The organism is Verrucomicrobiota bacterium, assembly GCA_037139415.1.
In the GTDB taxonomy this organism is placed as follows: domain Bacteria; phylum Verrucomicrobiota; class Verrucomicrobiia; order Limisphaerales; family Fontisphaeraceae; genus JBAXGN01.
In genome coordinates this window covers 1-22,841 of the sequence record JBAXGN010000086.1, presented here as the reverse complement: position 1 = coordinate 22,841, position 22,841 = coordinate 1, and the positions used below count along the sequence as shown (strand labels likewise).

19 protein-coding genes are annotated in these 22,841 nt (G+C 57.4%); 11 read left to right on the top strand and 8 right to left on the bottom strand.

Annotated features, from left to right (window positions below; genetic code table 11):
* Positions 1-99: 99 nt before the first annotated feature.
* Positions 100-1,428 (top strand): VCBS repeat-containing protein, encoded by a 1,329-nt coding sequence (locus WCO56_15855; protein MEI7731051.1) that lies wholly within the window; start codon positions 100-102, stop codon positions 1,426-1,428.
* Positions 1,429-1,492: 64 nt separating this feature from the next.
* A complete protein-coding gene (locus WCO56_15850) occupies positions 1,493-2,143 on the top strand; it encodes a bifunctional 4-hydroxy-2-oxoglutarate aldolase/2-dehydro-3-deoxy-phosphogluconate aldolase (GenBank protein ID MEI7731050.1) in 651 nt (216 codons plus the stop codon).
* A gap of 16 nt (positions 2,144-2,159) precedes the next feature.
* On the opposite strand, the gene WCO56_15845 is transcribed toward WCO56_15850, so the two are convergent.
* The 4 genes from WCO56_15845 to WCO56_15830 form a co-directional block, all read right to left on the bottom strand.
* Positions 2,160-2,594, bottom strand: coding sequence for a TA system VapC family ribonuclease toxin (locus WCO56_15845; GenBank protein MEI7731049.1), 435 nt, complete (start codon positions 2,592-2,594; stop codon positions 2,160-2,162).
* Between the two features lie 3 nt (positions 2,595-2,597).
* Positions 2,598-2,837 (bottom strand): hypothetical protein, encoded by a 240-nt coding sequence (locus WCO56_15840; GenBank protein ID MEI7731048.1) that lies wholly within the window; start codon positions 2,835-2,837, stop codon positions 2,598-2,600.
* Positions 2,838-2,909: 72 nt separating this feature from the next.
* A complete protein-coding gene (locus WCO56_15835; protein ID MEI7731047.1) occupies positions 2,910-4,286 on the bottom strand; it encodes a hypothetical protein in 1,377 nt (458 codons plus the stop codon).
* Positions 4,287-4,297: 11 nt separating this feature from the next.
* Entirely contained in the window at positions 4,298-4,513 is a 216-nt protein-coding gene (locus WCO56_15830; protein MEI7731046.1) for a sigma factor-like helix-turn-helix DNA-binding protein, read from the bottom strand.
* A 315-nt stretch (positions 4,514-4,828) separates the two neighbouring features.
* Here WCO56_15830 and WCO56_15825 point away from each other — a divergent pair, with 315 nt between their 5' ends.
* The 8 genes from WCO56_15825 (at position 4,829) to lsrF (ending at position 14,441) form a co-directional block, all read left to right on the top strand.
* Positions 4,829-5,686, top strand: a complete 858-nt coding sequence (locus WCO56_15825; GenBank protein MEI7731045.1) for an IclR family transcriptional regulator — start codon at positions 4,829-4,831, stop codon at positions 5,684-5,686.
* 40 nt (positions 5,687-5,726) lie between these two features.
* The gene (locus tag WCO56_15820; GenBank protein ID MEI7731044.1) at positions 5,727-9,680 is read left to right on the top strand and encodes an SUMF1/EgtB/PvdO family nonheme iron enzyme; all 3,954 of its coding nucleotides are present in this window, start codon (positions 5,727-5,729) and stop codon (positions 9,678-9,680) included.
* Positions 9,670-10,632: a hypothetical protein gene (locus tag WCO56_15815; GenBank protein MEI7731043.1), complete on the top strand. Its 963-nt coding sequence runs from the start codon at positions 9,670-9,672 to the stop codon at positions 10,630-10,632. The genes WCO56_15820 and WCO56_15815 overlap by 11 nt, the downstream gene beginning before the upstream one ends.
* Before the next feature lie 55 nt (positions 10,633-10,687).
* Positions 10,688-11,377, top strand: coding sequence for a hypothetical protein (locus tag WCO56_15810; protein ID MEI7731042.1), 690 nt, complete (start codon positions 10,688-10,690; stop codon positions 11,375-11,377).
* Between the two features lie 28 nt (positions 11,378-11,405).
* Entirely contained in the window at positions 11,406-11,723 is a 318-nt protein-coding gene (locus WCO56_15805; GenBank protein ID MEI7731041.1) for a hypothetical protein, read from the top strand.
* 27 nt (positions 11,724-11,750) lie between these two features.
* Positions 11,751-12,752 (top strand): dihydroxyacetone kinase subunit DhaK, encoded by a 1,002-nt coding sequence (locus WCO56_15800; protein MEI7731040.1) that lies wholly within the window; start codon positions 11,751-11,753, stop codon positions 12,750-12,752.
* Between the two features lie 127 nt (positions 12,753-12,879).
* Positions 12,880-13,509 carry a dihydroxyacetone kinase subunit DhaL gene (gene dhaL / locus WCO56_15795; GenBank protein MEI7731039.1) on the top strand — a complete coding sequence of 210 codons (630 nt, stop codon included), beginning with the start codon at positions 12,880-12,882 and terminating at the stop codon, positions 13,507-13,509.
* Positions 13,510-13,568: 59 nt separating this feature from the next.
* Positions 13,569-14,441, top strand: coding sequence for a 3-hydroxy-5-phosphonooxypentane-2,4-dione thiolase (gene lsrF, locus WCO56_15790; GenBank protein MEI7731038.1), 873 nt, complete (start codon positions 13,569-13,571; stop codon positions 14,439-14,441).
* Positions 14,442-14,498: 57 nt separating this feature from the next.
* Here the strand turns inward: lsrF and WCO56_15785 are convergent, their stop codons facing one another.
* The 4 genes from WCO56_15785 to WCO56_15770 form a co-directional block, all read right to left on the bottom strand.
* Entirely contained in the window at positions 14,499-14,882 is a 384-nt protein-coding gene (locus tag WCO56_15785; protein ID MEI7731037.1) for a hypothetical protein, read from the bottom strand.
* 187 nt (positions 14,883-15,069) lie between these two features.
* The gene (locus tag WCO56_15780) at positions 15,070-18,369 is read right to left on the bottom strand and encodes a S41 family peptidase (GenBank protein ID MEI7731036.1); all 3,300 of its coding nucleotides are present in this window, start codon (positions 18,367-18,369) and stop codon (positions 15,070-15,072) included.
* 110 nt (positions 18,370-18,479) lie between these two features.
* On the bottom strand, positions 18,480-19,967 hold the full coding sequence (locus tag WCO56_15775) for an L-fucose/L-arabinose isomerase family protein (GenBank protein MEI7731035.1): 1,488 nt from the start codon (positions 19,965-19,967) through the stop codon (positions 18,480-18,482).
* A gap of 48 nt (positions 19,968-20,015) precedes the next feature.
* Entirely contained in the window at positions 20,016-21,368 is a 1,353-nt protein-coding gene (locus WCO56_15770) for an MFS transporter (GenBank protein MEI7731034.1), read from the bottom strand.
* Positions 21,369-21,553: 185 nt separating this feature from the next.
* Between WCO56_15770 and WCO56_15765 the strand changes: the two genes are divergently transcribed.
* Positions 21,554-22,333, top strand: coding sequence for an IclR family transcriptional regulator (locus WCO56_15765; GenBank protein ID MEI7731033.1), 780 nt, complete (start codon positions 21,554-21,556; stop codon positions 22,331-22,333).
* Positions 22,334-22,841 lie beyond the last annotated feature (508 nt).

Below are 22,841 nucleotides of genomic sequence, written 5' to 3'. Positions count from 1 at the left end.
TTCTGTTGAAGATTCGGAATTCAGTCTGCTGTGGAAGGGCTAATTTTCCGTTTCCCATTCCTTGACCTTTTTGGCCGAGTGTGGACAATGCCTCCCAGCATGAATCAATCCAGATACCTTATCGCCGGGTTGGTGGCTGCGGGAATCACCGCGCAGGCCGCCGACTACACCTTGCATTCGTTCAAAAAAATCCAGCTCGAAAAACATTTCTGGGCCGAGGGTGCGGGCTGCGCGGATTTTAATCATGATGGCAAGATGGACGTGGTTGCCGGCCCATTCTGGTACGAGGGTGGGGATTTTCAAAAACGCCACGAGTACCGCACTGCCACCAAAACCTCGAAACTGAAAAAGGCGGACGGCACCGAGGAAACCATCCCCGGCTACAAGGGATCGCTGGGCAACGAAAACGATTACTCGGATAACTTCATCACCTTCGTTTACGATTTCAACGGGGACGGCTGGCCGGATATCTTCATCTGCGGTCTGCCCGGCAAGGAAGTTTCCTGGTATGAGAACCCGAAGAATCAAAAAGCCGCCGACGACAGCGAGCTGTGGGTGAAACACAAGGTATTTGATGTGCTGGATAACGAGTCACCCATGTTTGGCGATATCAACGGCGATGGCAAACCGGAGATCATCTGCAACTCCGGCGGGTTTCTGGGCTATGTGGCGCCGGATTGGAGCCAGCCCACGAACCAATGGAAGTTCCACCCGATTTCGCCCAAGGGGAAATGGCATAAGTACACCCATGGCGTTGGCATTGGCGACATCAACATGGATGGGCGCGCGGATTTCCTAGAACAGGATGGGTGGTGGGAGCAGCCCAAGTCATTGGAAGGCGATCCAGTGTGGACCTTCCACCCAGTGCCGTTCGCCCCGGCTCCCGGAGGTGCCGCCCAGATGTATGCCTACGATTTCAACGGCGACGGCTTGAACGACGTGTTGACCTGTCTGGACCCGCATCGGCACGGTTTGGTGTGGCATGAACAGTACCGGGAGAACGGCGAAATCAAATTCCGCCAGCATGTGATCATGGGCAAGGAAGCCAAAGACAACAAATACGGAGTACACTTCACCCAACCGCATGCCATCGAATTGGTGGACGTGGATGGCGATGGCGTATTGGACATTGTCACCGGCAAACGCTTCTGGGCGCATGGTCCCAAGGGCGACGTGGACCCCAACGCGCCGGCAGTACTGTATTGGTTCAAGACGGTACGTGGAGCAGACAAATCCGTGGATTTCATCCCGTACTTGGTGGACGACAACTCCGGCGTGGGCACCCAAGTGACTGTCGGGAATCTGAAAGGCACGGGTTTGCCAGACATCATCGTGGCGAACAAGCGTGGCGCGTTTGTGTTCCTGCACGAAACGAAGAAGGTCAGCAAGACCGAATGGGAAGCCGCACAGCCAAAACCCACGCCTTGAGTTCAGGTTGTACGAATTATTTTCAACTTGAAAGCGCAGTCAGGAAATCGAAACTCTACCTCCCATGCGAGCTAAAGCTACTGTCATTTCTGATATTGGATTTGTGGGCATCATCCCGGTGATCCGCACGGATAAACCCGAACAAATCATTCCGCTGTGTGAAGCCGTCGTCGCTGGCGGCATCACCATCCTGGAATTGACGATGACCATCCCCAACCCGGTGGAAACCCTAAAAAAAGTGGTGGCTCACTTCGGGCAAAAAGCCCTGATTGGCATGGGCTCATTGCTCAATGGGGCCATGGCCCGCGCAGCGGCAGATGCCGGCGCGGAATTCTTGGTAACCCCCATCACTAAACTGGAGGTGGTGGCAGTGGGTCGCACCGCCAATCGCCCGGTAATGCTCGGCGCATACACGCCCACCGAAGCCGCCCTGGCCATGGAGGCGGGCGCGGATTTTATCAAAATCTTCCCGGCGGATAACCTCGGTCCGAATTACCTCAAGGCGTTGCGTGCGCCGATGCCACAGCTAAAGCTCGTGCCCACCGGTGGCGTGACGCTGGAGAATGCGGCCGACTTCCTTAAAGCAGGCGCGGCGGCGTTGGGCATTGGCGGTTCCTTGGTGACCAGCCAAATCCTCAAAGAATCGAATTGGGCCGAACTGACCCGGCTGTCGAGCGCTTATGTGCGCGTGGTTCAGGAAGCGCGGAAGAAGTGATCTGTTGCTTTGGCCCTTACGCGGCACACAAATGCGCAGGTTTGGCGTTAGGCACGCTGGAAAGCGGAATCCCGTGATCAAAGGTCACCAACCGGCCATGATGTTCCACCGCCAGCGCCAGCAAATACAGGTCGGTAAGCTGGCGTGAACTGTGAATGCGCTCCGCAGTGAAGATTTTTTCGTCGCGCAGAGAGATTCCATCCGGCCAGAATTCATGGTCGCTCTGACCGGCGAACTGGCGAAGCCGGCCAATCAGATCACCCGGCGTGAACCGCATCTTCTGACTGTAGCCGGGATGAGACATGATGCGAACCACGCCGTTTTCCGTGAGCGGACAACTGGCCCAACCATCTTTCCGATTCGCCGCCCACCACGCATGCGCGCGCTCATGAAAAGCATGGTCGGGATCCAACAATGCGATGATGACGTTCACATCCAGCAAGGCGCGCATGGCTTAAATCCCTTCCTGGTTCATCAAATTCTGAACGCGTTCGAGCGTTACCACTTCGCCGCGCGAGGCCAACAACGGTACACCACCGCGCGTGCCGGTAGTTTTTCCGGACTTCAGGGGCGCGCCAGTCAGGCCGCGCCGCGCCAAAGTGGAAATGACCCGACCCGCCGTGCTGCCTTCCCGCTGCGCCAGCTCTCTGGCAGCTTGCAGCACGTCATCTTCAATATCCAACGTCGTTCTCATACATCTGATGCTAATGCATCAGTGCATCAAAGTCAATTCGCCTTTCATTTTCATTTTACAAAGCGAGGTACCTCAAGGCGCGACTGGAACCGGGGTGGCGAGGAAATCACAGGCGGGCTGTTCGCCAAGCTGGATTTGCCCCTGCATCTGCTGGTTGGTGGTGTTGGCAACCGGCACCAGCTTCCCCAGGATAACGACGCGCAGTTGAAGCGTCTGGTTGGTCCCCACCAAGCGGAAGGAAGTCGCGGACGGCAGCGCGACCGATCCGTCCTCCGCACGAACACCGGCGGTCGGTTGTGGCGTGGTTACCTTTTGATATCGGGTACTGCTCACAGCTTTTAGCGCGTTGGCATCGGCACGGAGCGCGGCCGTGGCCAGCGGACGATCAGACTCATAAACCGAACCGTCGGCATCCACAATACGCACCCGGTCAGCCCGTTGTTCGAGGGTGAAACGTTCCATGACTGGCGAGGCCGTACCCGCCATACGCGCACGAAAAGTTTGGGGTACGGGGTCTTGGGCGGCCGCCCTGGCTAACGAGAGGGCGGCCGCCACTGCTCCCATGGCGCGGGGTGCGGTTGGAGCTGCGGAGGCGGGTTGAATGGACTCCGGCTCCGATTGACGCGTGGCCGCAAACTTATTCATGGTAACCACGGGCTTGGCGGCTTCCGCTTTGGATTGTTTCAACCGTGCTGAATCCAAGGTATCCTTATCTACCATGGCATAATTCGCGGCACGATCAGTGGGTTGGGCATTACCGGGTTGAGCCGGTTCTGGTGATGCCGATCGTTTACGAGCCAACCCCTGAGCTTCACCGCCACCCGATGCCATCGCCCCGCCAAGCCTTCGGGAGGTCGGATTTGGCGTCGCAGCCATGAATGGTGCCGCAGTCGGTGTATCAACGGGAGCGGGCATGGGCGCGGAAACTGCGGGAGGCGGCATGGCGGTCCGGGGCATGGCATCGGGCGCATTCCGGGTCTTGGCTTTAACGAGACTCTCCGAGGCCGGGCGGGATGGCGAGAATGGTGCGGGTGGCATAGGATCCAAAGCAGGTTGGGTGACCGCCAGTTCTTTGGCCACTTTCTCCGCCGCCGGTTTGGGGGCACGTTCAAGTGCGGGCGCCTTGACTGGCCCGGGAGCGGGCACTTCGTGCTTGGCCAGGAAGGCGGTGTTGCCAAACCGGTTCTCCGTGCGCCAGAGCGGATAACTAATGATACCCAAGACAAGGAATATCCCCACGGCGGAAATGATGCGCGGCCAATACGGTCGCAGCAGGGCCAGCCAAGATGACGCACCTGCGGTCTTGGGCCGGTACTGACGGCGCACCTCCGCCTGCAGCAACTCCCGCGTGGCGGGATGCAGTTCCAAAGGTGGACCCGCCTGCTGGCGACGCTTTTCCGCGTACGCTTTCAGCAGCGTCTCCATCTGATCTGGCCGTTCTTCAATCATCGTTCATTACATTAGACGGAAGTGCGCGACGAATTCTCCCGTAAAATTATCGCCCGCGTCAGCGTTTCCAATTTATCCCGGCATTTGCTCAACCGGTAACAACTTACGGTTTTCAGGTTCAACTGCAAGCATTCGCCGATTTCGTCATAGCTCAAATCGCCGAAATACCGCAATTCAACGATCTCACGGCAAGGTTCCCCCAGTTGCTCCAGGGCGCGAGTCACCACCGCCAAATATTTCCGGGCAGCCAGCAACAAATCCGGACTGGGAGCCGTGCTGGGCGGGTCGAGGGTAAGGCCCGATTCGGGGTCCTCGGCCTGGAGGAATATCCGCCCTGAAACCCTCGCCTACATCGAAAAAGAACTCAAACTCATGTGATGATGCCCGGTTCCAATGGTGTTTGGGTTTTGAATAAATCGTCCCGCGACATGCCCTGAGCTTTGCAAACCCCGGCGGGATTTGAAATCTGAAATTAATTCATTTTCCTGCTTGACGGTTAGCCTGAATTTGGTGAATTTTACTGGCGAATCACTGATTTACCTGTGAAACCTGTGCTCAAAGTCGTTGTCGCCGCCGGGCCGAAAAAAGCCAGCGCCGCCTCGCGTTACAAGGTGCCCAACCTGGAACGCGGACTGATGATCATGGAATACCTGATGGATTTTCCCCAGGGATTACAGCAGAGCGAAATCGCCGCCCAACTCCGTTACTCCAAAACCAGCGTCTATCGGGTAACCATGACGTTGTTGGAATACGGGTATCTAGTGCGGGACGAGGAAACCAAGGCGCTCCGGCTCAGCCGCAAGTTAATCGCCATGGGCAACCGCGCGCTGGGCGATGATGATTTGGTGGTCACTTCCCTGGATATTCTCAAGCAGCTGCGCGATCAGGTGAAGGAAACGGTGTTGCTGGGCATCATCGTGGACCACGAACTGGTGGTGCTAAGCCAGTTATTGGGAACCCATCCGTTTAAATTTTCCGTGGACCTGGGCTGCCGGTTGCCCATCCATACCGCCGCGCCGGGCAAAGCAATCCTGGCCTACCTGCCGGAGCCTGAACGCCGCGCGATCCTCGGAAAAATGTCCTTTATTCGTTTCAATGAAAGGACGCTGGCGAGCGTCGAAGTATTTGAACGTGAATTGGAATCCGTGCTTAAAACGGGTTTTGCGTTGGATCAGCAGGAACAGTTGACGGGCATTCATTGCGTAGCGGCGCCGATTTTTAACCGGCACGGGTATCCGATTGCCGCCGTATGGACGACCGGGCCGACGGATCGTATCCGGGCGGAAGATTTCCCACGCGTGGGCGCGCTGATCAAGGCGCATACGGCAATGATATCGGAGCGGCTGGGATTCGGCCTGCTCCCCAATAATGGAAATGGCAACGAGCATAAGCCCGCGTGAATAATATATGTCAGGACAGATAACTATGAACACGAACAATATGAAAACTTTGGCACTAACCATCGTATCGGTGATTGCGACCGCCGCCGCTTGGAGCGCCGCCGCCCCCGGCGATAACTGGGCGTCGGTCATGATCGCCAAACGTGCAGTCTATCAGGAAAGCGTCTCCGTCTCGGAATCCAAATGGTTTACCACCGGGGCCATGAAAGCCAAGGGCTTCGAAGATGCCTTGTTCCCGGAAAAAGGGGTGGACCTCAATGCCAAGACCGCCAAAGGCGCGCCACTCTGGGTAGAGGAACGAAAGCAGATGCAAAATGCGGTGGCAAACACTCTCAATGTCGGCCCCAATACCAGTAGCTATTTTTACCGGACACTGGCCACCAAAAAAGCTGGCAAAACCAAAATCACCTTGGGCAGCCGTAACGGGCTCATGGTGTGGGTAAATGGGCGCAGCGTATTTTCCAAGAACAACATGCGCAATGCGGATGCCAATCAGGATGTGATAACGGTGGACTTGAATGCCGGAAATAACGCCCTGCTCATCAAGTTATTCGCCCAATCCGGGGATGCCGCCCTCTTTTACTCTCCCGGCAGCCAGATTAGCGCCATCATTGATCCGCTGACCAGCCAGTTTCCGGACGAGATGGATTTATTCAAAAACTACATGGGCGACAAATGGTTCCGCGCCGAACGCAATGCCAGCCTTGAACAAAGCACTATCGGTGGTCTCTTGAAACGCCTGAAGGAATCCACAGCTCTGCAAACCAAACTCACTGCCCTCGCGGCTGCCAAAACCCCGGCTGAAAACCCGGCCTGGCTGAATTTGTTCCTCGAAGTGGCGCGCGAAGCCGATGGTTTTGATCATGCGCTCACCCAGGTCAATGAGATCAACCTCCCCGCCCTCCGGCTGTCGGTGGAAGACCTGACGAAAACCTACGCAGATAAATATAAAAACGGTGCCAAATACCTCGCCACCATTCAGGCACTCGAGAAGGATCTGCCCGCCATCAAGACCGCGTTGCAGGCGGGAGAACGCCAGGCCGTCAAACGTTGCCAGGAATTCGTGGCCTTGTCCCGTACCGCGCTTTTGGAAAACCCACTGTTGGATTTCGATAAATTACTGGTCATCAAACGCAAGCAAGGCAACCTGGGTCTGCCACAAAACTGGCAGGGCAATTCGAGCATGAATCCGCGAATCGAAAACGAATTGACCACCCTGGCCTTCAAGGATGCCAAGGCCAAATTACAGACGGTCTATAAGCCCAAGGAAAATTACTTTGTGGGTGACGTGGATCTGAATTTCGACGCTGATAAACTGTTATTCTCATCCATCGGCACCAAGAATCGCTGGCAGGTTTTTGAAATGAAGGTGGACGGCACCGGGCTGCGCCAGGTTTCCAAAGGCGAGGAAGAAGACGTGGATAACTACGATGCCATGTACCTGCCGGACGGGCGTATCATCTATGATTCTTCCGCCACGTTCCAAGGCGTGCCTTGCGTCGGCGGCGCAGATCACGTCGGCAATTTGTTCATCATGAAGCCGGACGGCACGGGTGTGCGGCGCCTCTGTTTTGATCAGGATAATGACTGGTACCCGGTCATGCTGCCCAATGGCCGGGTCATGTACCTGCGCTGGGAATACACGGATTCCGCTCACTATTTCAGTCGGGTGCTGATGACCATGAACCCGGATGGCACCGGCCAGGTGGAACTTTACGGCAGCAATTCGTATTGGCCGAACTCCTGTTTTTATGCGCGTCCGCTACCGGGCAGTTCTAGCAAATTTGTTGGGATTGTAACCGGCCATCACGGCACCGCGCGTGCTGGAGAGCTGTTCATATTCGATGCGAACAAAGGCCGGCAGGAAGACAGCGGCGTGGTTCAAAAAATACCGGGTTACAACCAGCCGTTTAAGAGCATCATCAAGGATACGCTGGTGGATGCCTCCTGGCCAAAGTTCCTGCATCCTTTCCCGATCAGCGACAAGCATTTCATCGTCTCCTGCAAGCCCTCCCAAAACGCGAATTGGGGTATCTACCTGGTGGACATCTATGACAACATGACGCTGATCAAGGAAGAGGCGGGATATGCGTTGCTTGAACCCACCCCGCTGCGCCAAAGTTCGCGCCCGCCCACCATCCCCGACCGGGTCAACCTGAATGACAAGTTCGCCTCGGTTTTTCTGCAGGATATCTATGCCGGCGAAGGCTTGCGCGGCGTACCGCCCGGCACCGTCAAGAGCTTGCGGGTATTCCAATATGAATATTCCTATCGCAACATGGGCGGCCACTACGTCATGGGCATGGAAGGCCCATGGGATGCCCGCCGCATCATTGGCACGGTGCCGGTAAACCCCGATGGTTCAGCCAATTTCTACATCCCGGCCAACACTCCCGTGGCACTTCAACCGTTGGACGCGGAAGGCAAGGCGATGCAGCAGCAACGCAGTTGGTTGGTCGGGATGCCGGGAGAAAAGGTGTCCTGTGTGGGTTGTCACGAAAAGCAAAATCAATCCTCCATGCTGGGCAATGCCCGGGCATCCACGCGCGATCCGGTGCATCCCACCCCGTGGCGTGGTCCCAAACGCGGCTTTAGCTACCTGCGCGAAGTGCAACCCGTGCTGGATAAATATTGCGTAGGCTGCCATGACGGCAAAGGCCAGTTCGCCAGTCTGCCTAATTTTTCTGAGACCAATGTCGTCCAGACGAGCCATGGCATCACCAGTCTGCCCAAGTCCTATGTCGAATTGCATCCATTCGTGCGGCGTAACGGTCCCGAGGGTGACTATCACGTCTTGACCCCGCTTGAATTTCACGCTGACACCAGCATCCTGGTGCAAATGCTGCGCAAGGGGCACCATAATGTAAAAATGGACGACGATGGGTGGGATCGGTTGATCACTTGGATTGACTTGAATGTTCCTGCTTTCGGCGCCTTTAGTGAAAACCGATCTATTCCGAAGGACTTCGAAAAACGCCGTTTCGATTGCAAAAAACAGTATGCCGGCGTGGAAGAGGACATTGAAACCCTGCCGCCATTCAAGCCGCGTCCGGCGTTTGTAAAGCCCGCACCCATGCCGCCCAAGCCCGCCAAAGTCACCGTGGCGAACTGGCCGCTGCCGCCCGGCAAAGCGCAGCAAATGCAATCCACGCTGAGCGCGGTGGATAGTCAACTGGACCTGGGTGGCGGAGTAAAAATCACGCTGAAAAAGATCCCGTCGGGTGAGTTCGGCATGGGAGATGTGAACGGCGATGTCAACGAATATCCAATGGCCAAGGTGAAGATCGCCAAACCATACTACTTGGGCACCACCGAAATCACTCTGCAACAATACATGATGTTCGATCCGGCGCATCACAACGGGTATTACGACATGCATTACAAAGACCAGGTCAAACCGGGCTACCTGATGGATTCTCCGCAATTGCCGGTCATCCGTGTTTCCTGGCAGCAGGCCATGGCCTTCTGCAAATGGCTCTCCGCAAAAACCGGTCGCAAAGTCACCCTGCCCACCGAAGCACAATGGGAATGGGCTTGCCGGGGTGGCACGGATTCCCAATTCTTCTATGGCACCACCGACACGGACTTCAGTTCGTTTGCCAATCTGGCCGATGCCAGCATCAGTCAACTGGCTGTCACCGGCGTGAATCCGCAACCGATCAAAAACCCCGATAAGTTCTGGGATTTCGTTCCCAAGGACGCGCGCTTCAACGACGGGGTGTTGCACTTGGCTGAAGTGGGCCGCTACAAAGCCAATGTCTGGGGACTAAATGACATGATCGGTAATGTTGCCGAATGGACCTTGGACAATTACCGCCCCTACCCCTACTCGCCGGAGTTGGCCAGCAACGACGCCACTTCCACTGGACGCAAAGTGGTACGCGGCGGCTCCTGGGCCTCCCGTCCGAAGGAAGCCCGCGCCAGTTGGCGGCAGGATTATCCGGCGTGGCAGCGCGTCTATGATGTCGGGTTCCGCGTCGCCGTTGAAGACTAAAACTCTGATTGGCAACACCAAATTGAAGACTGACAACCTCATGCGATGGACGGCTCGCAGCTTCTTGACAGGTCTCGTGGCATTCACTTGCCTGCCCGGTTCTGCTGCGCTCATTACCGGTACACCGGCGGGTAAAATCCTGGCCGCCGGTAGCAATAAAATCATGATCCTCTCGCCCTCGGGCGAAATGGAATGGCAATACCCCACCAAACTGACTCATGACGTTTGGATGCTCGCCAACGGCAACATCCTGTTTGCCGATGGCGCTTCGGTCACTGAAGTCACCTTGGCAAAGAAAGTGGTGTTTGAATACAAGGCGGCGGAACAAAAAGGCGGCGGCACCTTTGCCTGCCAGCGCCTGGCTAACGGCAACACCCTGATTGGCGAAAATTCCACCGGTCGCGTGCTGGAAGTGGATCCTTCCGGCAAAGCGGTGTTCACCTTGCAGACTTCGCCAACTCAAATCGGTAATCATCACAACCTGCGGATGGTTCGGAAACTGGATAACGGCAATTACCTCGTGTGCCACTCCGGCGCCAGGATCGTCAAGGAATACACCCCAAAAGGCGATGTGGTGCAGGAAATCAAGGCCCCCGGAAAACTGGCCTTCTCCGCCATTCGCACGCCCAAGGGCACTACGCTGGTCGCCAGCCTCGAACAGATCATCGAGTGGGACGCCAAAGGCAACAAGGTCTGGGAATGCACCAACAAGGAATTGGAAGGTGCGTTGGTTAGCAACATGACCGGCATGCACCTCCTGCCCAACGGCAATATCGTGACCGGCTGCTATCAGGCGTACAACAAAAGCGGCGAAGGCTGCGGATTACTTGAGCTATCCCGAGAGAAAAAAATCATCTGGCGCTACACCAATCCCAAAGGCGACGGCACGATGATGGCCGTGGAACTGCTGACCCCGGATGGCAAGGCGTTGCCCGGAGCCATCCTGCGGTGACCTCGATTTATATTTGTACGTTCAACTCAAAACTAAAAACAAAACCAAAACGACTATGAGCATGACACGGCGCAACCACCTCAAATTATTGGCTACGGCTGCTGGTGCGGCCGCCCTGGGCGGAAACCTGGCCATGGCAAAGGAAACCTCTATGAAAAAAGTCAAACTACCCAAATACAAAAATGCGGACTTCTACGTGGACGGGAAGTTCCAGGCTGAAGCCGCTAAAAAGGCATACCTCGACATGATGGAACGTCACGGGTATTACCTGCCGCTCGAACAGGAAAAGATGTGGGCCACGCCATTCTGGGTGACCGATTTCGGCCTGGGCGACTTCGTCAACGTGGGCATGGGCGGCATCTTCTGGTTCAATTCCCAGGAGTATAATTATTTCGCGCACGAAATCTTCCTGTTCCCCGGCCAGATGATTGTTGAGCACGCCCATGAAGCCACGGCCAAGGGCAAAGCCAAGATGGAAAGCTGGCAAGTCCGCCATGGCAGCGTACATGCCTTCGGCGAAGAAGGCGAAGAAAAGCCCGCCGACTTAATTCTGCCTGCCAGCCAGGAAAAGTTCATGACCGTCAAGAAGTGCTATGAAATCCTGCCCGGCCAGATGCGGTCCCTCAACCGGCTCACCGCCAAACATTTCATGATCGGAGGCCCCTCCGGCGCGGTCGTCAGCGAATATGCTTCCTTCCATGACAACGATGGCCTGCGGTTCACCAACCCGGGCGTCAAGTTTTAACCCCTGCCCGGCAATAAGGATTAATACCATGAAAAAAGAATTCCATCATATCGGCATCCCCACCTCGAAACCGAGCGCGAATGAGATTTACCTCCCCAGCGTCAAACTCTACATCACAGACGCCTCCCAGAGTCCAAACCGCATCGAATGGATTCGCGCCGAATCGGATTGCCCGTTCCCGGCGCTGATGAAGACCACCGCCCATGTCGCTTACTCGGTGGACAACCTCGAAGAGGCGTTGAAAGGTCAGAAGGTCATCTGGCCCGCGTTCGAGCCGCTGCCCGGCATCCGCGTCGCGTTCATCGAATCCGATGGCGCGCCGGTGGAGTTTCTGCAATTCAGTTGATCGGGTACAATTAACGGAGACACCATTATGCCCATGAAAAAATTCATCAACGATTCCAAGAACCTGACCCGTGAACTGCTGGATGGTTTCGCGATCGCGCACAGCCATCAGGTCAAGGTAGTCTCGGATAAGATCGTTTGCCGCGCCACCCCCAAGGCCAGCAACAAAGTGGCGATTGTCACCCTCGGCGGCGCGGGTCATGAGCCTGCCCTGAGCGGTTTCGTGGGCGAGGGCCTGCTTGATTTCAGCGTGGTGGGTGACATTTTCGCCGCACCGGGAATGCCCAAGGTCCTTGAGGCACTGCGCCTGGCCAAACGCGACGCTGGCATCCTGTTCGTGGTTTTGAATCATGCCGGGGATGTCATGAGCGCGAACATGGCTGCGGAAATGGCGGACAAGGAAGGCATCAAATACAAGATGCTCCTGACGCATGAAGACATTGCTCCCGGCGCCAACACTCCGGCGGAAGATCGTCGTGGCTTGGTGGGCTGCATTCCCCTCTATAAGATCGCGGGTGCCGCCGCTGAGGCCGGCAAGAGCCTCGAAGAAGTGTACGCGATTGCCGAGCGGTTCAACAACAACATGGCGACCCTGGCGGTGGCCATGAAGACCGCCACCCATCCCGCCAGCGGCCAGGCCATCTTCGATCTCGCGGAGGATGAGATGGAAGTCGGCATGGGCCAGCACGGCGAAGCCGGCACCGGCCCCAGCAAAATCCTCACGGCGGATCAAACCGCCGAACTCATGGTCTCCCGCCTGGTGGAAGCGGTGAAAGCCAAGTCGGGCGACAAAATACTGCTCATCATTAATGGCAGTGGCGCCACCACGCTCATGGAAATGTACATTGTGTTGCGCGGTTGCAAGAAATACCTGGATTCCAAAGGCATCACCATCGCCGCCGCGCAGGTGGGCGAACTGCTCACCGTGCAGGAAATGGCCGGTTTCCAGATGTTCGCGGCCAAGATGGATGACGAACTGTTGAAATATTACCTCGCCCCGAGCAATGCTCCGGCGATGGTTGTGAAATAGGAAATAGTCGAAGCATCGGCCCAATGGTTGGCCTGCCAGGGAAAAAGGGTTGGCAGGCCTGCCTTGGACGGTGGTTTCAATTTCGGAATTCGGATTTCGATTTTCGGTTTTGTATTGCTTGACGCTTATGTCGAATACCATTGGTTACGCTCAAATTTGCAAGATGTTGCTCTCCGCCGTGGAGCAAATCCGCGCCAACCACGAACGGTTGTCGCGCCTCGATGCGGCGATTGGTGATGGCGATCACGGCACCACGATCCTGCGCACCATGGAAGCGGTCGCCAAAACCACCACCGAGAACACCGGCACCGACCTCAAGGAACTCTTTTCAAAAATCGCGTGGGATGTCATGAGCTGCGATGGCGGTTCCACCAGTCCCCTGCTCGGTTCTTTCTTCACCGGCATGAGCGACGCGGTCGCCGGGAAAAACGAATTGGACGGCGCGGCGGTCGTGGCGATGTTTGATGGCGGCGTCCAGAAATTCCTGAAGCAAAGCCGCGCGAAAGTGGGCGACAAGACCATGGTGGATGCCTTTCTACCGGCACTCGATGCGTTAAAGGCCGCCGATCCCGCCAAGGGAATCAAGGCCGCATTCACGCAGGCCGCCGAAGCTGCCGCCCAGGGCGCCGAGGAAACCAAGAAATACCGCGCCAAGTTTGGCCGCGCCCGCAATCTGGGCGATCGCGTCATCGGGCATCCCGATCCGGGCGCAACTTCCATTTCGCTAATCCTCAAGGGATTCGCCGAAGGACTATAATTTTGACGCAGGTCAAAAACTACACACCATAATTGAACTAGAATTGGAACCATTATTATATGGCTGAACACGATACCAAAGATGCCGCCGATTACGGCTTCGGCATTCCCGTAAAAAAACATGGCTTCTTTCTGAAGGGGCTGGATCACGTGGATTGGGGCATGAAAGACCGGCTTTCCCGGATCTTTAATCCCAAATCCGGCAACACCGTCATGCTGGCGTTTGACCACGGCTACATCATGGGGCCGACTTCCGGCCTGGAACGCATGGATCTCTCCATGCCGCCGCTGATCGAATACGCGGATTGCATCATGTGCACGCGCGGCGCGCTGCGTTCCATCGTGCCGCCCACCTCCAACAAGCCGGTATCCCTCCGGTACTCCGCCGGCACCACCGTGCTAACCGACCTCAACGACGAGTGCATTCTCGATATCGAGGATGCCATCCGCGTAAACGCCTCCGCCCTGGCGGTCATGGCCGCCATCGGCAGCAAATTCGAGGCCATCACGATCAAGAACCTCGTCCGCACTGCCGATCTGGGCAACAAATACGGCATCCCCACCCTCGGCGTGACCGCCGTGGGCAAGGAACTGGTGCGCGACGCCCGCTACCTTTCGCTCGCCTGCCGCATCTGCGCGGAAAACGGCGCGACGTTCGTGAAAACCTACTTCTGCGAACAGGAATTCGAGAAGGTCACCGCGACCTGCCCGGTGCCGATCGTGATCGCGGGCGGCAAGAAGCTGCCCGAAGACAAAGCGTTGGAAATGGCCTACCTCGCCATTCAGCAAGGCGCTTCTGGCGTGGACATGGGCCGCAATGTCTTCCAGGCGGAACACCCCGTCGCCATGATCCTGGCCGTGCGCGGCGTGGTGCATGACAAGTTGAAGCCGAAAGAGGCGTTGGAACTTTATCAAACGCTCAAGCAGCGATAACCGGACACTCTCACGCAAAAGGCTTCCCTTCGCGGGGAAGCCTTTTTTGTTTCCGCCTTACGGTTTCGGCTGAATTCCCGTCAGTCGCGGAGGCAGGATCATCAGTTCCTCGATGGCCGCAGCGAGTTTGGCCGGATCGCCATTGATCTTCACGTAGGCGTGACGGCCGGCGGGGTCCGCTTGCCAATCGGTGAAGCCTTCCGCATCCACCTTCACCCGTCCGCCCTCCCCACGAACCCTCGCTTCCGGGTTCATGGGTTCAAAGAGCGAAATTCGTTGGTTCGGGGAAGTCTCACCTCTTTCCTCTCCCTTGAGGAGAGGAGGTCCGTTCTGCGGCTGAGGGAGCGGAGGAGGGGTGATCTGCGGGTTCTTGGCGGCACGCGCAGAGTCCATCCGCAGCGGCAGCGCACGAATGGCATCCAGAATATCAATACGTCGCAAGCGGCCTTCCCGCTCCTCAAGGAAGAGGGCTAGGGTGAGGGGGTAGCCAGCGGTTGCGGCCATGGACGGCGGCGGCACCGGAGGGCCGGAATTTCCCTTGGGATTCTCCCGGCACGCATTGGCGGGTTATTGAAGGCATCAAAGGTGACAGCTTTGTTGTCTGGAATTGTGCCATTCAATTCCACCCTTATTTCTTCAACATTACTTCCACGGCTTTTTCCAGTTGGAGATCCCGGCCCTGGGCGACGGATTCCGGATCGTTGTTGACCTGGTGGTCCGGCTGCAATTCCTGGTTCTCCAGGTAATGACCGTCGCGGTCCTTCACGCCGACTTGCGGAATGCCAAAGTACAGGGTGCGATCCTGCAAGGTTTCCCACCAGACGGCCGTGCCGGTGCCGGGGACGGGCATGCCGACCAGTTCTCCCAGGCCGAGGGTGTGGTACAGATGCGGGAACATGTGGGCGTTGGAGTAATTGCTCTCGCTCATGAGGACGATGGTTTTGCGCTGCCACTTTTCCAAGGGGTCCTTGCCGATCGCGTTGCCGCGCGGAATATAGGTGTAATAGGTCTTGCCGCTGAGGAGTGAGACGAGATCGTCATGCAACCAGCCGCCGCCGTTGAACCGGGTGTCCACGATCAGGCCTTCCTTGTCGCTGTGCCGGCCCAGCACCTCGGCGTAGGTGTCGCGGAACCCGCCATCGCCCATGGCCCGGATATGAACATAGCCCAGCTTGCCGCCGCTCAGTTTATCCACTTGCTCGCGCCGGGATTTGATCCAGCGGAAATACAGTAGATTATCCTCATCGGCTTTGCTGATGGGCTTGACCGTTTCATCCCAGCGTTTTTTGGCCGCCGGGTCAAACAGGGACAGGAGGAGCTGCTTGCCAGCCTTGCGGTTGAGCAGCTTGTCCGGGTCCGTGTTTTCCAGGGAAACTCCATCCAACTGCTCGATGATCATGCCCGCTTTGAGTTTGGTGTTGCCGTTGTCCAAGGGGCCTTTCTCAATGACTTCCGCCACTTTCAATCCCGGCCCCGGATAGGCCTGATCGTAGAACAGGCCCAGGCAGGCGGTGGCGTCGCCATGCGCGACGGGCCGGTACCCTGCCCCGGTGTGCGAGGCGTTGAGTTCGCCGAGCAACTCGCTCAACAGCTCGGCGAAATCCCAGTTATTGTCGATATGCGGCAGGAAACGGGCGTAGGCGGCTTTGTACGCGGCCCAGTCCACGTGATGAAGGTCTTCCACGTAGAACTTGCGCAGCACCTGCCGCCAGGCGTGCTCGAAGAGGAAGGCACGCTCGGCAGAACGGTTCAGCTCCATCTCCGCTGAAAAACCGATGACATCCTGCTTGCCGGTTTCAATGTCCACCTTGGTCACTTTCCCGCCCGCCAGCACAAAGACGTTTTTGGCCTCCTTATCAAACAGGAGCTGGCCACCTTCGGCGCCCAGCTTGGCCAGCAGCTTGGTCTCCTGCTCGCGCGGTTTTTGCAGCCAGAGGTCGTGCCCTTTTTCAAACCGCGCCAGGTACAGTAACTTCTCCCCATCCGGCGTCAGCACCGCATCCGCGAGATCCGAGGAATGAATCGTCAACCGCACGACCCGGTCTTCCAAGTTGTCCAGTTGGATTTTGACGGGATCCACCTTCTTCTTTTCCTCGGGCTTCGGGTCTTCCTTTTTATCCTTATCGGCAGGTTTGGCATCCTTGGCTTCCTCCTTGGTTTCGGCGGGCTTATCGTCTTTTTTGGCGGGTTCTTTTTTTACGTCGTCGGGTTTCTTGTCCTTCTTTTCCCGCTCAGTGAGCAACTCGTACTCGACCTTGCTGAGCTTGAAACGATCGAAGGCTTCCGGGGTGAAGAACATCCCGTACACGTCCCGTTGCGAACCCCAACTGCCATGGCTGCGCATGCCGGCGCGATCCGAGGACCAGATGGCCATCTTGCCGCCCATCATCCATTTGGGGGCAGTGTCTTCGTACGCGTTTTTGGTGAGGTTCACCGGCGGTTTCTGGCCGGCGGCGTCCACCAACGCGATTTCCCGCGACCACCGCTGCTTATCCAGCATCTGCGAGAGCAGCCATTTGCCATCCGGCGCCCAATCAAACCATTGATCTCCGTCGGTGTATGAATAGTTCAAGTCACCGGCCATGACCACGCGGGCTTCCTTGGTCTTCAGGTTTAGCACCTTCAGCGTGGTGCGGTTTTCCAGGAAGGCCACTTCCTTGCCATCCGGTGAATAGCGCGGCTGGAAATTCTCCTGGCCGTTCTTCAGCAGCACTGCCTCCTTCAGCAGGGTGGAGAGGAAAAAATAGGATTCCTGCGTGCGGACCAGGCTGACGGTGTAGAGGTTCCAACTGCCATCGCGTTCGCCGGCATACAGGAGAGTGCGACCATCCGGACTGAAGCTGACGTTGCGTTCCTGCTCCGGCGTGTTGGTGATGCGTTTGGTAATTTTGTGGTCCGTGGACGCCACAAAAATTTCACCGCGCACCACCACGGCAATCTCCTTGCCTTGGGGGGAAATGGCCATCTCAGAGGCATCCGTCGAATACGACAGCAAGCTCGTTTCATTTTGTTTGGAGCCGATGAGGATGTTGATATTCAGCCTGCGCGGCTGCTTGCCGCGTCCGGACAACGTGTAGATTTCCCCATCAAAACTGTAGCAGAGCGTACCGTTGTTGGCGCGGGTGAGGAAACGGACCGGATGATTCGTGTGCGTGGTGATTTGCTCGGCTTTCTCGGGTTTATCCAGCGGCATGCGCCAGACGTTGAACGAGCCGCTTTGCTCGCTGAGATAATAAATCTCCTGATCCTTCTCGCCCCAGACTGGATCACGATCCTCGCCGCGGAAGGTGGTCAACTTGGTATGCTTGCCCGTGGGCACGTCGTACAACCAGATATCGCGCGCGATGGAAGAGATGTGATGTTTGCGCCATTCGTTCTCGTAACCTTTGCGGTCATGATACACGATCCGCTGGCCGGTACGGTCGTAATGGGCATCCTGGGCGGGGGTCGTCAGCACCTGAATGGCGGGTCCGCCAGCCACCGTCGCTTTGTACAACTCCGGCAGCAACGGCATCGGAAACTGGGCGTTGTCTTTGGAATCGCGCCGCTGCGCATAAAACAGTACGTATTTCCCATCGGGTGAAAAATCGGTGGGATACTCATTGGCGGAGTTAAAGGTCAGCCGCTTGGGTTCGCCACCGCTTGCGGGCACGACAAAGATGTCGAAGTTGCCATGGCGATCCGTGGCAAACGCGAGCGACTGCCCATCGCGCGACCAGACCGGCATGGTATCATGGGCATCATGGATGACCAACGGTGTGGCGGTGCCGCCCTTGACGGGCACCAGGTAAATATCGCCCCGGTAACAAAAGGCCACCTGCGAGCCATCGGGGGAAATGGCGGGATAACGGAGCCACAACGGTTCGGTGGCCGCCAACAGACTTGGGGCAAGCGCCAGCAGGCTGGCGAATAGGAGTCGCTTAAACATGCCGCCAGTATGCAACAGAACCGGGCGGATGGAAAATGGAAAAATTCCAAGGCGGCAGCCAGGCGGATGAGCGACCCCTGGTTGGATATCTTTGGCCTATAACGGTTGTTTTACTTCTGGCTGACGATGGCGCTCTCAATGCCCAGCACCCCGGCGAGTTGTTGAATCGTCTGCGCGTGATGCCCGATGCCGAGGGCAAAATGATGGGTCGGCCCCTCGGCCACCCAGCGTTTCAGGAATGTGCGCACATCCGGCTGAAAGCGCCCGTGCGTGTTCGTGTTGCCGGTGGGCGGGATCGGGCCCTTGAGCGATTCGCCTTCCGCGATGACAAACTTGAACCGGCCATGGGCGTTCATGCCAATGCTCAGCATAGTGATGGGGCCCGTCTTCAGGCTGAATTCCACGCTCGCTCCCGAGCCCGGTTTGCCGTGGTATTTCTTGAGGCTGCGCAACACCGGCCGACCATCCGCGATGTTCAGATGGTGCGGGCCATCGTGCCCGACCAGCACCGTGTCGCGCACAAAATCCACGGGATGGAACTCGGCGAAGCTGCCGCCGATGTCGAGCCGATCCAAAATCATCATCGCGATGCAGGTTTTGATGTCAAATTCGCCACACATCGGGAAGCCCGCCGCTGTGAGCAAGGAGTTGCCCACAATAAAACTGCTCACCAGTTTGCGAAGCTCGGAGTCTGGCGCACCTTCGTAGTAGTAGGCCAGACCGTCGAGCTGTTTCTCGGCAATGAATCGATCCAGGGCGACTGCTGCGCGGGCGGCCATGGTGAGGTCAGCCTCGGTCAAGCGGGTGGTCACCGGGTCACTTTGCGGGTCGGGCGTGTCGAAGAACGAGAGGATCAGTTCCCGTTTTGCGCTAACCTCAGGCGCGTGTTCGGGAAGCCCCTGGAGTTGCGCCAGCACCTCGTCCGCTTCCGTCTGGACGACATGACAACCGAAAGCGGCAGTCACCGCTGTTGGGTCGGTATGCATGTCGAGCATACTCTCCAACACGTGGCCCATGTGCCCGAGGCGCGCCCGGCGCAAGTCATGCAGCACCTTGGCGATCTGGCACCATTGGCCCAATTCGCGATCAGCGACGGGATCATTCTCCAGCATGCCCAGCACCACGGGCGGAGCCGGACGGCCCAGGCGGATGGCCACACCGGAGAATTCAGGCACGGAACAGAAATCATCGTTGCACAACTGCATGTAGGTCGAGCCGTTGGCATAGTCCATGGCCGCCATGGGTTGGAGGGCGACGAGCACGATCGGCACGTTGACGCTGCGCGCCAGCACGCCAAAGGTTGAGGAGGTAGCATAGGTCACCATGTCGCAAAACAACAAGTCAAGGTCGGCCGCCTGCAATTTGGGCAGCAGGGCATACGCCTCGGGCGCTTTGTCCACCAAGCCGAAGTCCAGCACCTCGACGCCGAACCGTTTCAGTTTATCGGTCAAGGTTCGCTGTTTGCCCTGCAACTCCTCGCGCAACCCGGGGAATTGCCCCCAATACGTATGGTGCCCCACGCCAAAGACGCCCACGCGGGCGGCCAGCGGTTTGCGACGGGGAATCAAGGGGGGAATGGTGTTGGTAGTGTCATTCATAAATTTTTTAGATTATTGGTAGCATTGAGGGGCGCACGAAAAAGAGTTTCATGGTTTCAATCCTCCTTTGGCACTGGCATGGGTGGACGCTGTTTGCGCCTTGATTGTCAGCAGCAAAACTCCAAATGCCAGCGGGTACATGCACCCGGAGACGAGCCAGACCGGACCGTATGAGAACCGATCCACAATGGAGCCGATCGCCAGATTGGCCAGCATGCCGCCCACGGCACCGATGGCACCAGAGAAACCCATGACCGTGCCGACTGCGCCTTGCGGGAACCGCTCGCTGATGAGGGTGACGTAGTTGGTGACCCAAAAACCGTGCGCAAACATCAGCAAGGCCATCATCCCCAACGCCAGATTCACACTGCCCACCTGCCCGGCGAAACTGGAGGCGATGGTCAATAGTGCGGCGACTCCCATAATCATGCGGCGGGCGGTCAAGGCCGGCCAGCCACGGCGGACCAGGGCGTCGGAACCCCAGCCGCCGGCCACATTAGAGATCCCCAATGCAAGGAAGGGAATCCAGCTCAGTTCCCCAATCTGCTCCTGAGAAGCCCCGCGTTCCTGGCTGAGGTACTTGGGAATCCAAAACATGTAAAAATAAAACACCGGATCCACGATAAAACGAACCGCCGCCAGCCCCCAAAAATCCAACCGACGCATGAGCATGGCCAAAGTGGGGCGCGCGGACGATTCGCCTGCTTCCGTGGCTGTCGAGGCAAGGTGGCGGGTCTCTTCCTCTCCCCTCCGAGGAGTGAGGGGTGGCGTTTCAAGCGGGGCGTGAGAGTTTTGGGCCGGTGGCAAACCGGACAGCCGCCGCGACAGCAGCCACCAGGTGGCAACCCAGATTGCGCCAATCAAGCCCGTCGTGACGAATACCCAGCGCCAGCCAAGTATGCCAGCCAGCCAAACCGTAAGCGGCGGGGCCACGACCGCGCCCAGACTCGCGCCGCCAATAGCCACGCCCATCGCCATAGCGCGCTCGCGGGGCGGAAACCATTCGCCGACGCCTTTGGCGGCACCGGGAAAACAGCCGCCTTCACCCGCCCCCAACAGGCAACGAGCCAAACCAAGTTGCGTGGCATTTTGCACCACCGCATGCAACGCGCTGGCCAGCGACCAGATCCCCACCGACAGCGCCAGCCCCAGTCGGGTGCCCACGAAATCCAACACCCGGCCACCCACCAGAAACATGACGGCGTAACTGAGGAGAAAAGCGGTCGTAACCCGGGCATACTCGGGGCTGCTCATGCCCAACTGTTTGCTGATGACCGGGGCCAGGACGGATAAAACCTGGCGATCGAGAAAACTTAGCGCGGTGGCGGCAAACAGCAAACCGCAGAGCCACCAACGGAGCGATCCGATGGGAACCGGCTGAACTGGGGTACCCGGATTCATGACTGACTGTTCATATTATAAGAACATAACTGCGTTTTAGTTCGATTCAGTCCGGTAACTTTGACAAAGATGCACCATCATGTCAACGGAATATCGACTTGACGTCACGTTCATAATACATAAACAATCCCCACCGACCGACCCGGAATTACGAACGACAAAATCACCCCGGAGCGGGACACATCATGCAACGTGCAGCAACTCTGGATAAAGGCCTGGATATTCTCGAAGCGATCGGTGGATCGCGCGAGGGCGGGCTGGGCATTCGCGACCTCGCCCGCCGGTTGAACATCAACCCCACCAGTGTGCATAACCTTGTCTGGACCTTATGTGCGCGCGGCTATCTGCGGCAGATTGAAGCAACCCGGCGTTTTGAACTCGGGCCCGCGGGTCTGCGCTTGGTGGGCGGGCCGTTGCCCTGGCGTGAGCTGGCCCAGGTGGCGGAGCCGCTGGTTTGCCAGTGCCAACGCGAACTGGATGAATCAGTGATGCTGGCGGCCCTGCATGGCACGGAGATTCTTTCCCTCGTGTACGTGCCCTCATCGCAGGCACTCCGGGTACATGAGCCGGACGTCATGGCGGAGCGCGCCTATGGGACAGCAGTAGGAAAAATGTTGCTGAGCACCCTCTCGGAAAACGAACTGGAAACGTATTTCGCCGTGCATCCGCCCCATCCGTTTACGCCCCAAACGCTCGCCACGCCCGCCGTTATCCGGTCGGCGCTCGCGCAAATCCGCCGGGACGGATTTGCGGAAACGCACGATGAATTGACCACGGGGGTGAGCGCCGTGGCGGTGCTGGTAGAAAGCGGGCCGGGTATTCGGGTTGTCACCGGGTTGGGTGCAAGCGCCCCCACGATCCGCTTCGGGCCACGGCAAGCGAGGAAGACCCTGAAAATGCTCCAACGCTACGCCCGTCTGGTCTGCTCAGCCTGGGCGCTTTCGCGTCAACCTCACCGTCCATAGGAGCGCGGACCTCTGACTCGCGTGGCTTGGACTGCTTTATAGCATTTCCATAAATTACGTAGCCGCTCGACGTCAGTCGGCGCTGATATTCTGCCCGCAAATACCGTGAGACGCTTTGGTGTTCAGAGCTACGTCATTATTTAAACCGCTCTAGCCGCACGCTCCGCTGAGAACATAACCAGCGCCGCTCCCGCGCTCCATCCATGGCTTCAATTTTTATGCCAGCCAATCTTTCTGCCATGTCCGGCCCCCATTTTTCTGCAAAATCACTCCGCATTCCGAAATCCGAAATCCACATTTGTTTATCTGTCCTGTCCGGTTTCCCCATCTTTCTGCCGGTTCATTTTTCTGCAAAAGGAATTGGGTTCCAATTTTTATGCCAGCCAATCTTTCTGCCATGTCCGGCCGCCATTTTTCTGCAAAATCACTCCACATTCCGAAATCCGCAATCCGCATTTGTTTATCTGTCCTGTCCGGTTTCCCCATCTTTCTGCCGGTTCATTTTTCT

Coding starts and splice junctions, on each gene's coding strand:
- WCO56_15805 (MEI7731041.1), top strand. CDS start 11,406: ATGAAAAAAGAATTCCATCATATCGGCATCCCCACCTCGAAACCGAGC.
- WCO56_15810 (MEI7731042.1), top strand. CDS start 10,688: ATGAGCATGACACGGCGCAACCACCTCAAATTATTGGCTACGGCTGCT.
- WCO56_15780 (MEI7731036.1), bottom strand. CDS start 18,369: ATGTTTAAGCGACTCCTATTCGCCAGCCTGCTGGCGCTTGCCCCAAGT.
- lsrF (MEI7731038.1), top strand. CDS start 13,569: ATGGCTGAACACGATACCAAAGATGCCGCCGATTACGGCTTCGGCATT.
- dhaL (MEI7731039.1), top strand. CDS start 12,880: ATGTCGAATACCATTGGTTACGCTCAAATTTGCAAGATGTTGCTCTCC.
- WCO56_15820 (MEI7731044.1), top strand. CDS start 5,727: ATGAAAACTTTGGCACTAACCATCGTATCGGTGATTGCGACCGCCGCC.
- WCO56_15840 (MEI7731048.1), bottom strand. CDS start 2,837: ATGAGAACGACGTTGGATATTGAAGATGACGTGCTGCAAGCTGCCAGA.
- WCO56_15775 (MEI7731035.1), bottom strand. CDS start 19,967: ATGAATGACACTACCAACACCATTCCCCCCTTGATTCCCCGTCGCAAA.
- WCO56_15770 (MEI7731034.1), bottom strand. CDS start 21,368: ATGAATCCGGGTACCCCAGTTCAGCCGGTTCCCATCGGATCGCTCCGT.
- WCO56_15855 (MEI7731051.1), top strand. CDS start 100: ATGAATCAATCCAGATACCTTATCGCCGGGTTGGTGGCTGCGGGAATC.
- WCO56_15765 (MEI7731033.1), top strand. CDS start 21,554: ATGCAACGTGCAGCAACTCTGGATAAAGGCCTGGATATTCTCGAAGCG.
- WCO56_15800 (MEI7731040.1), top strand. CDS start 11,751: ATGCCCATGAAAAAATTCATCAACGATTCCAAGAACCTGACCCGTGAA.
- WCO56_15850 (MEI7731050.1), top strand. CDS start 1,493: ATGCGAGCTAAAGCTACTGTCATTTCTGATATTGGATTTGTGGGCATC.
- WCO56_15845 (MEI7731049.1), bottom strand. CDS start 2,594: ATGCGCGCCTTGCTGGATGTGAACGTCATCATCGCATTGTTGGATCCC.
- WCO56_15835 (MEI7731047.1), bottom strand. CDS start 4,286: ATGATTGAAGAACGGCCAGATCAGATGGAGACGCTGCTGAAAGCGTAC.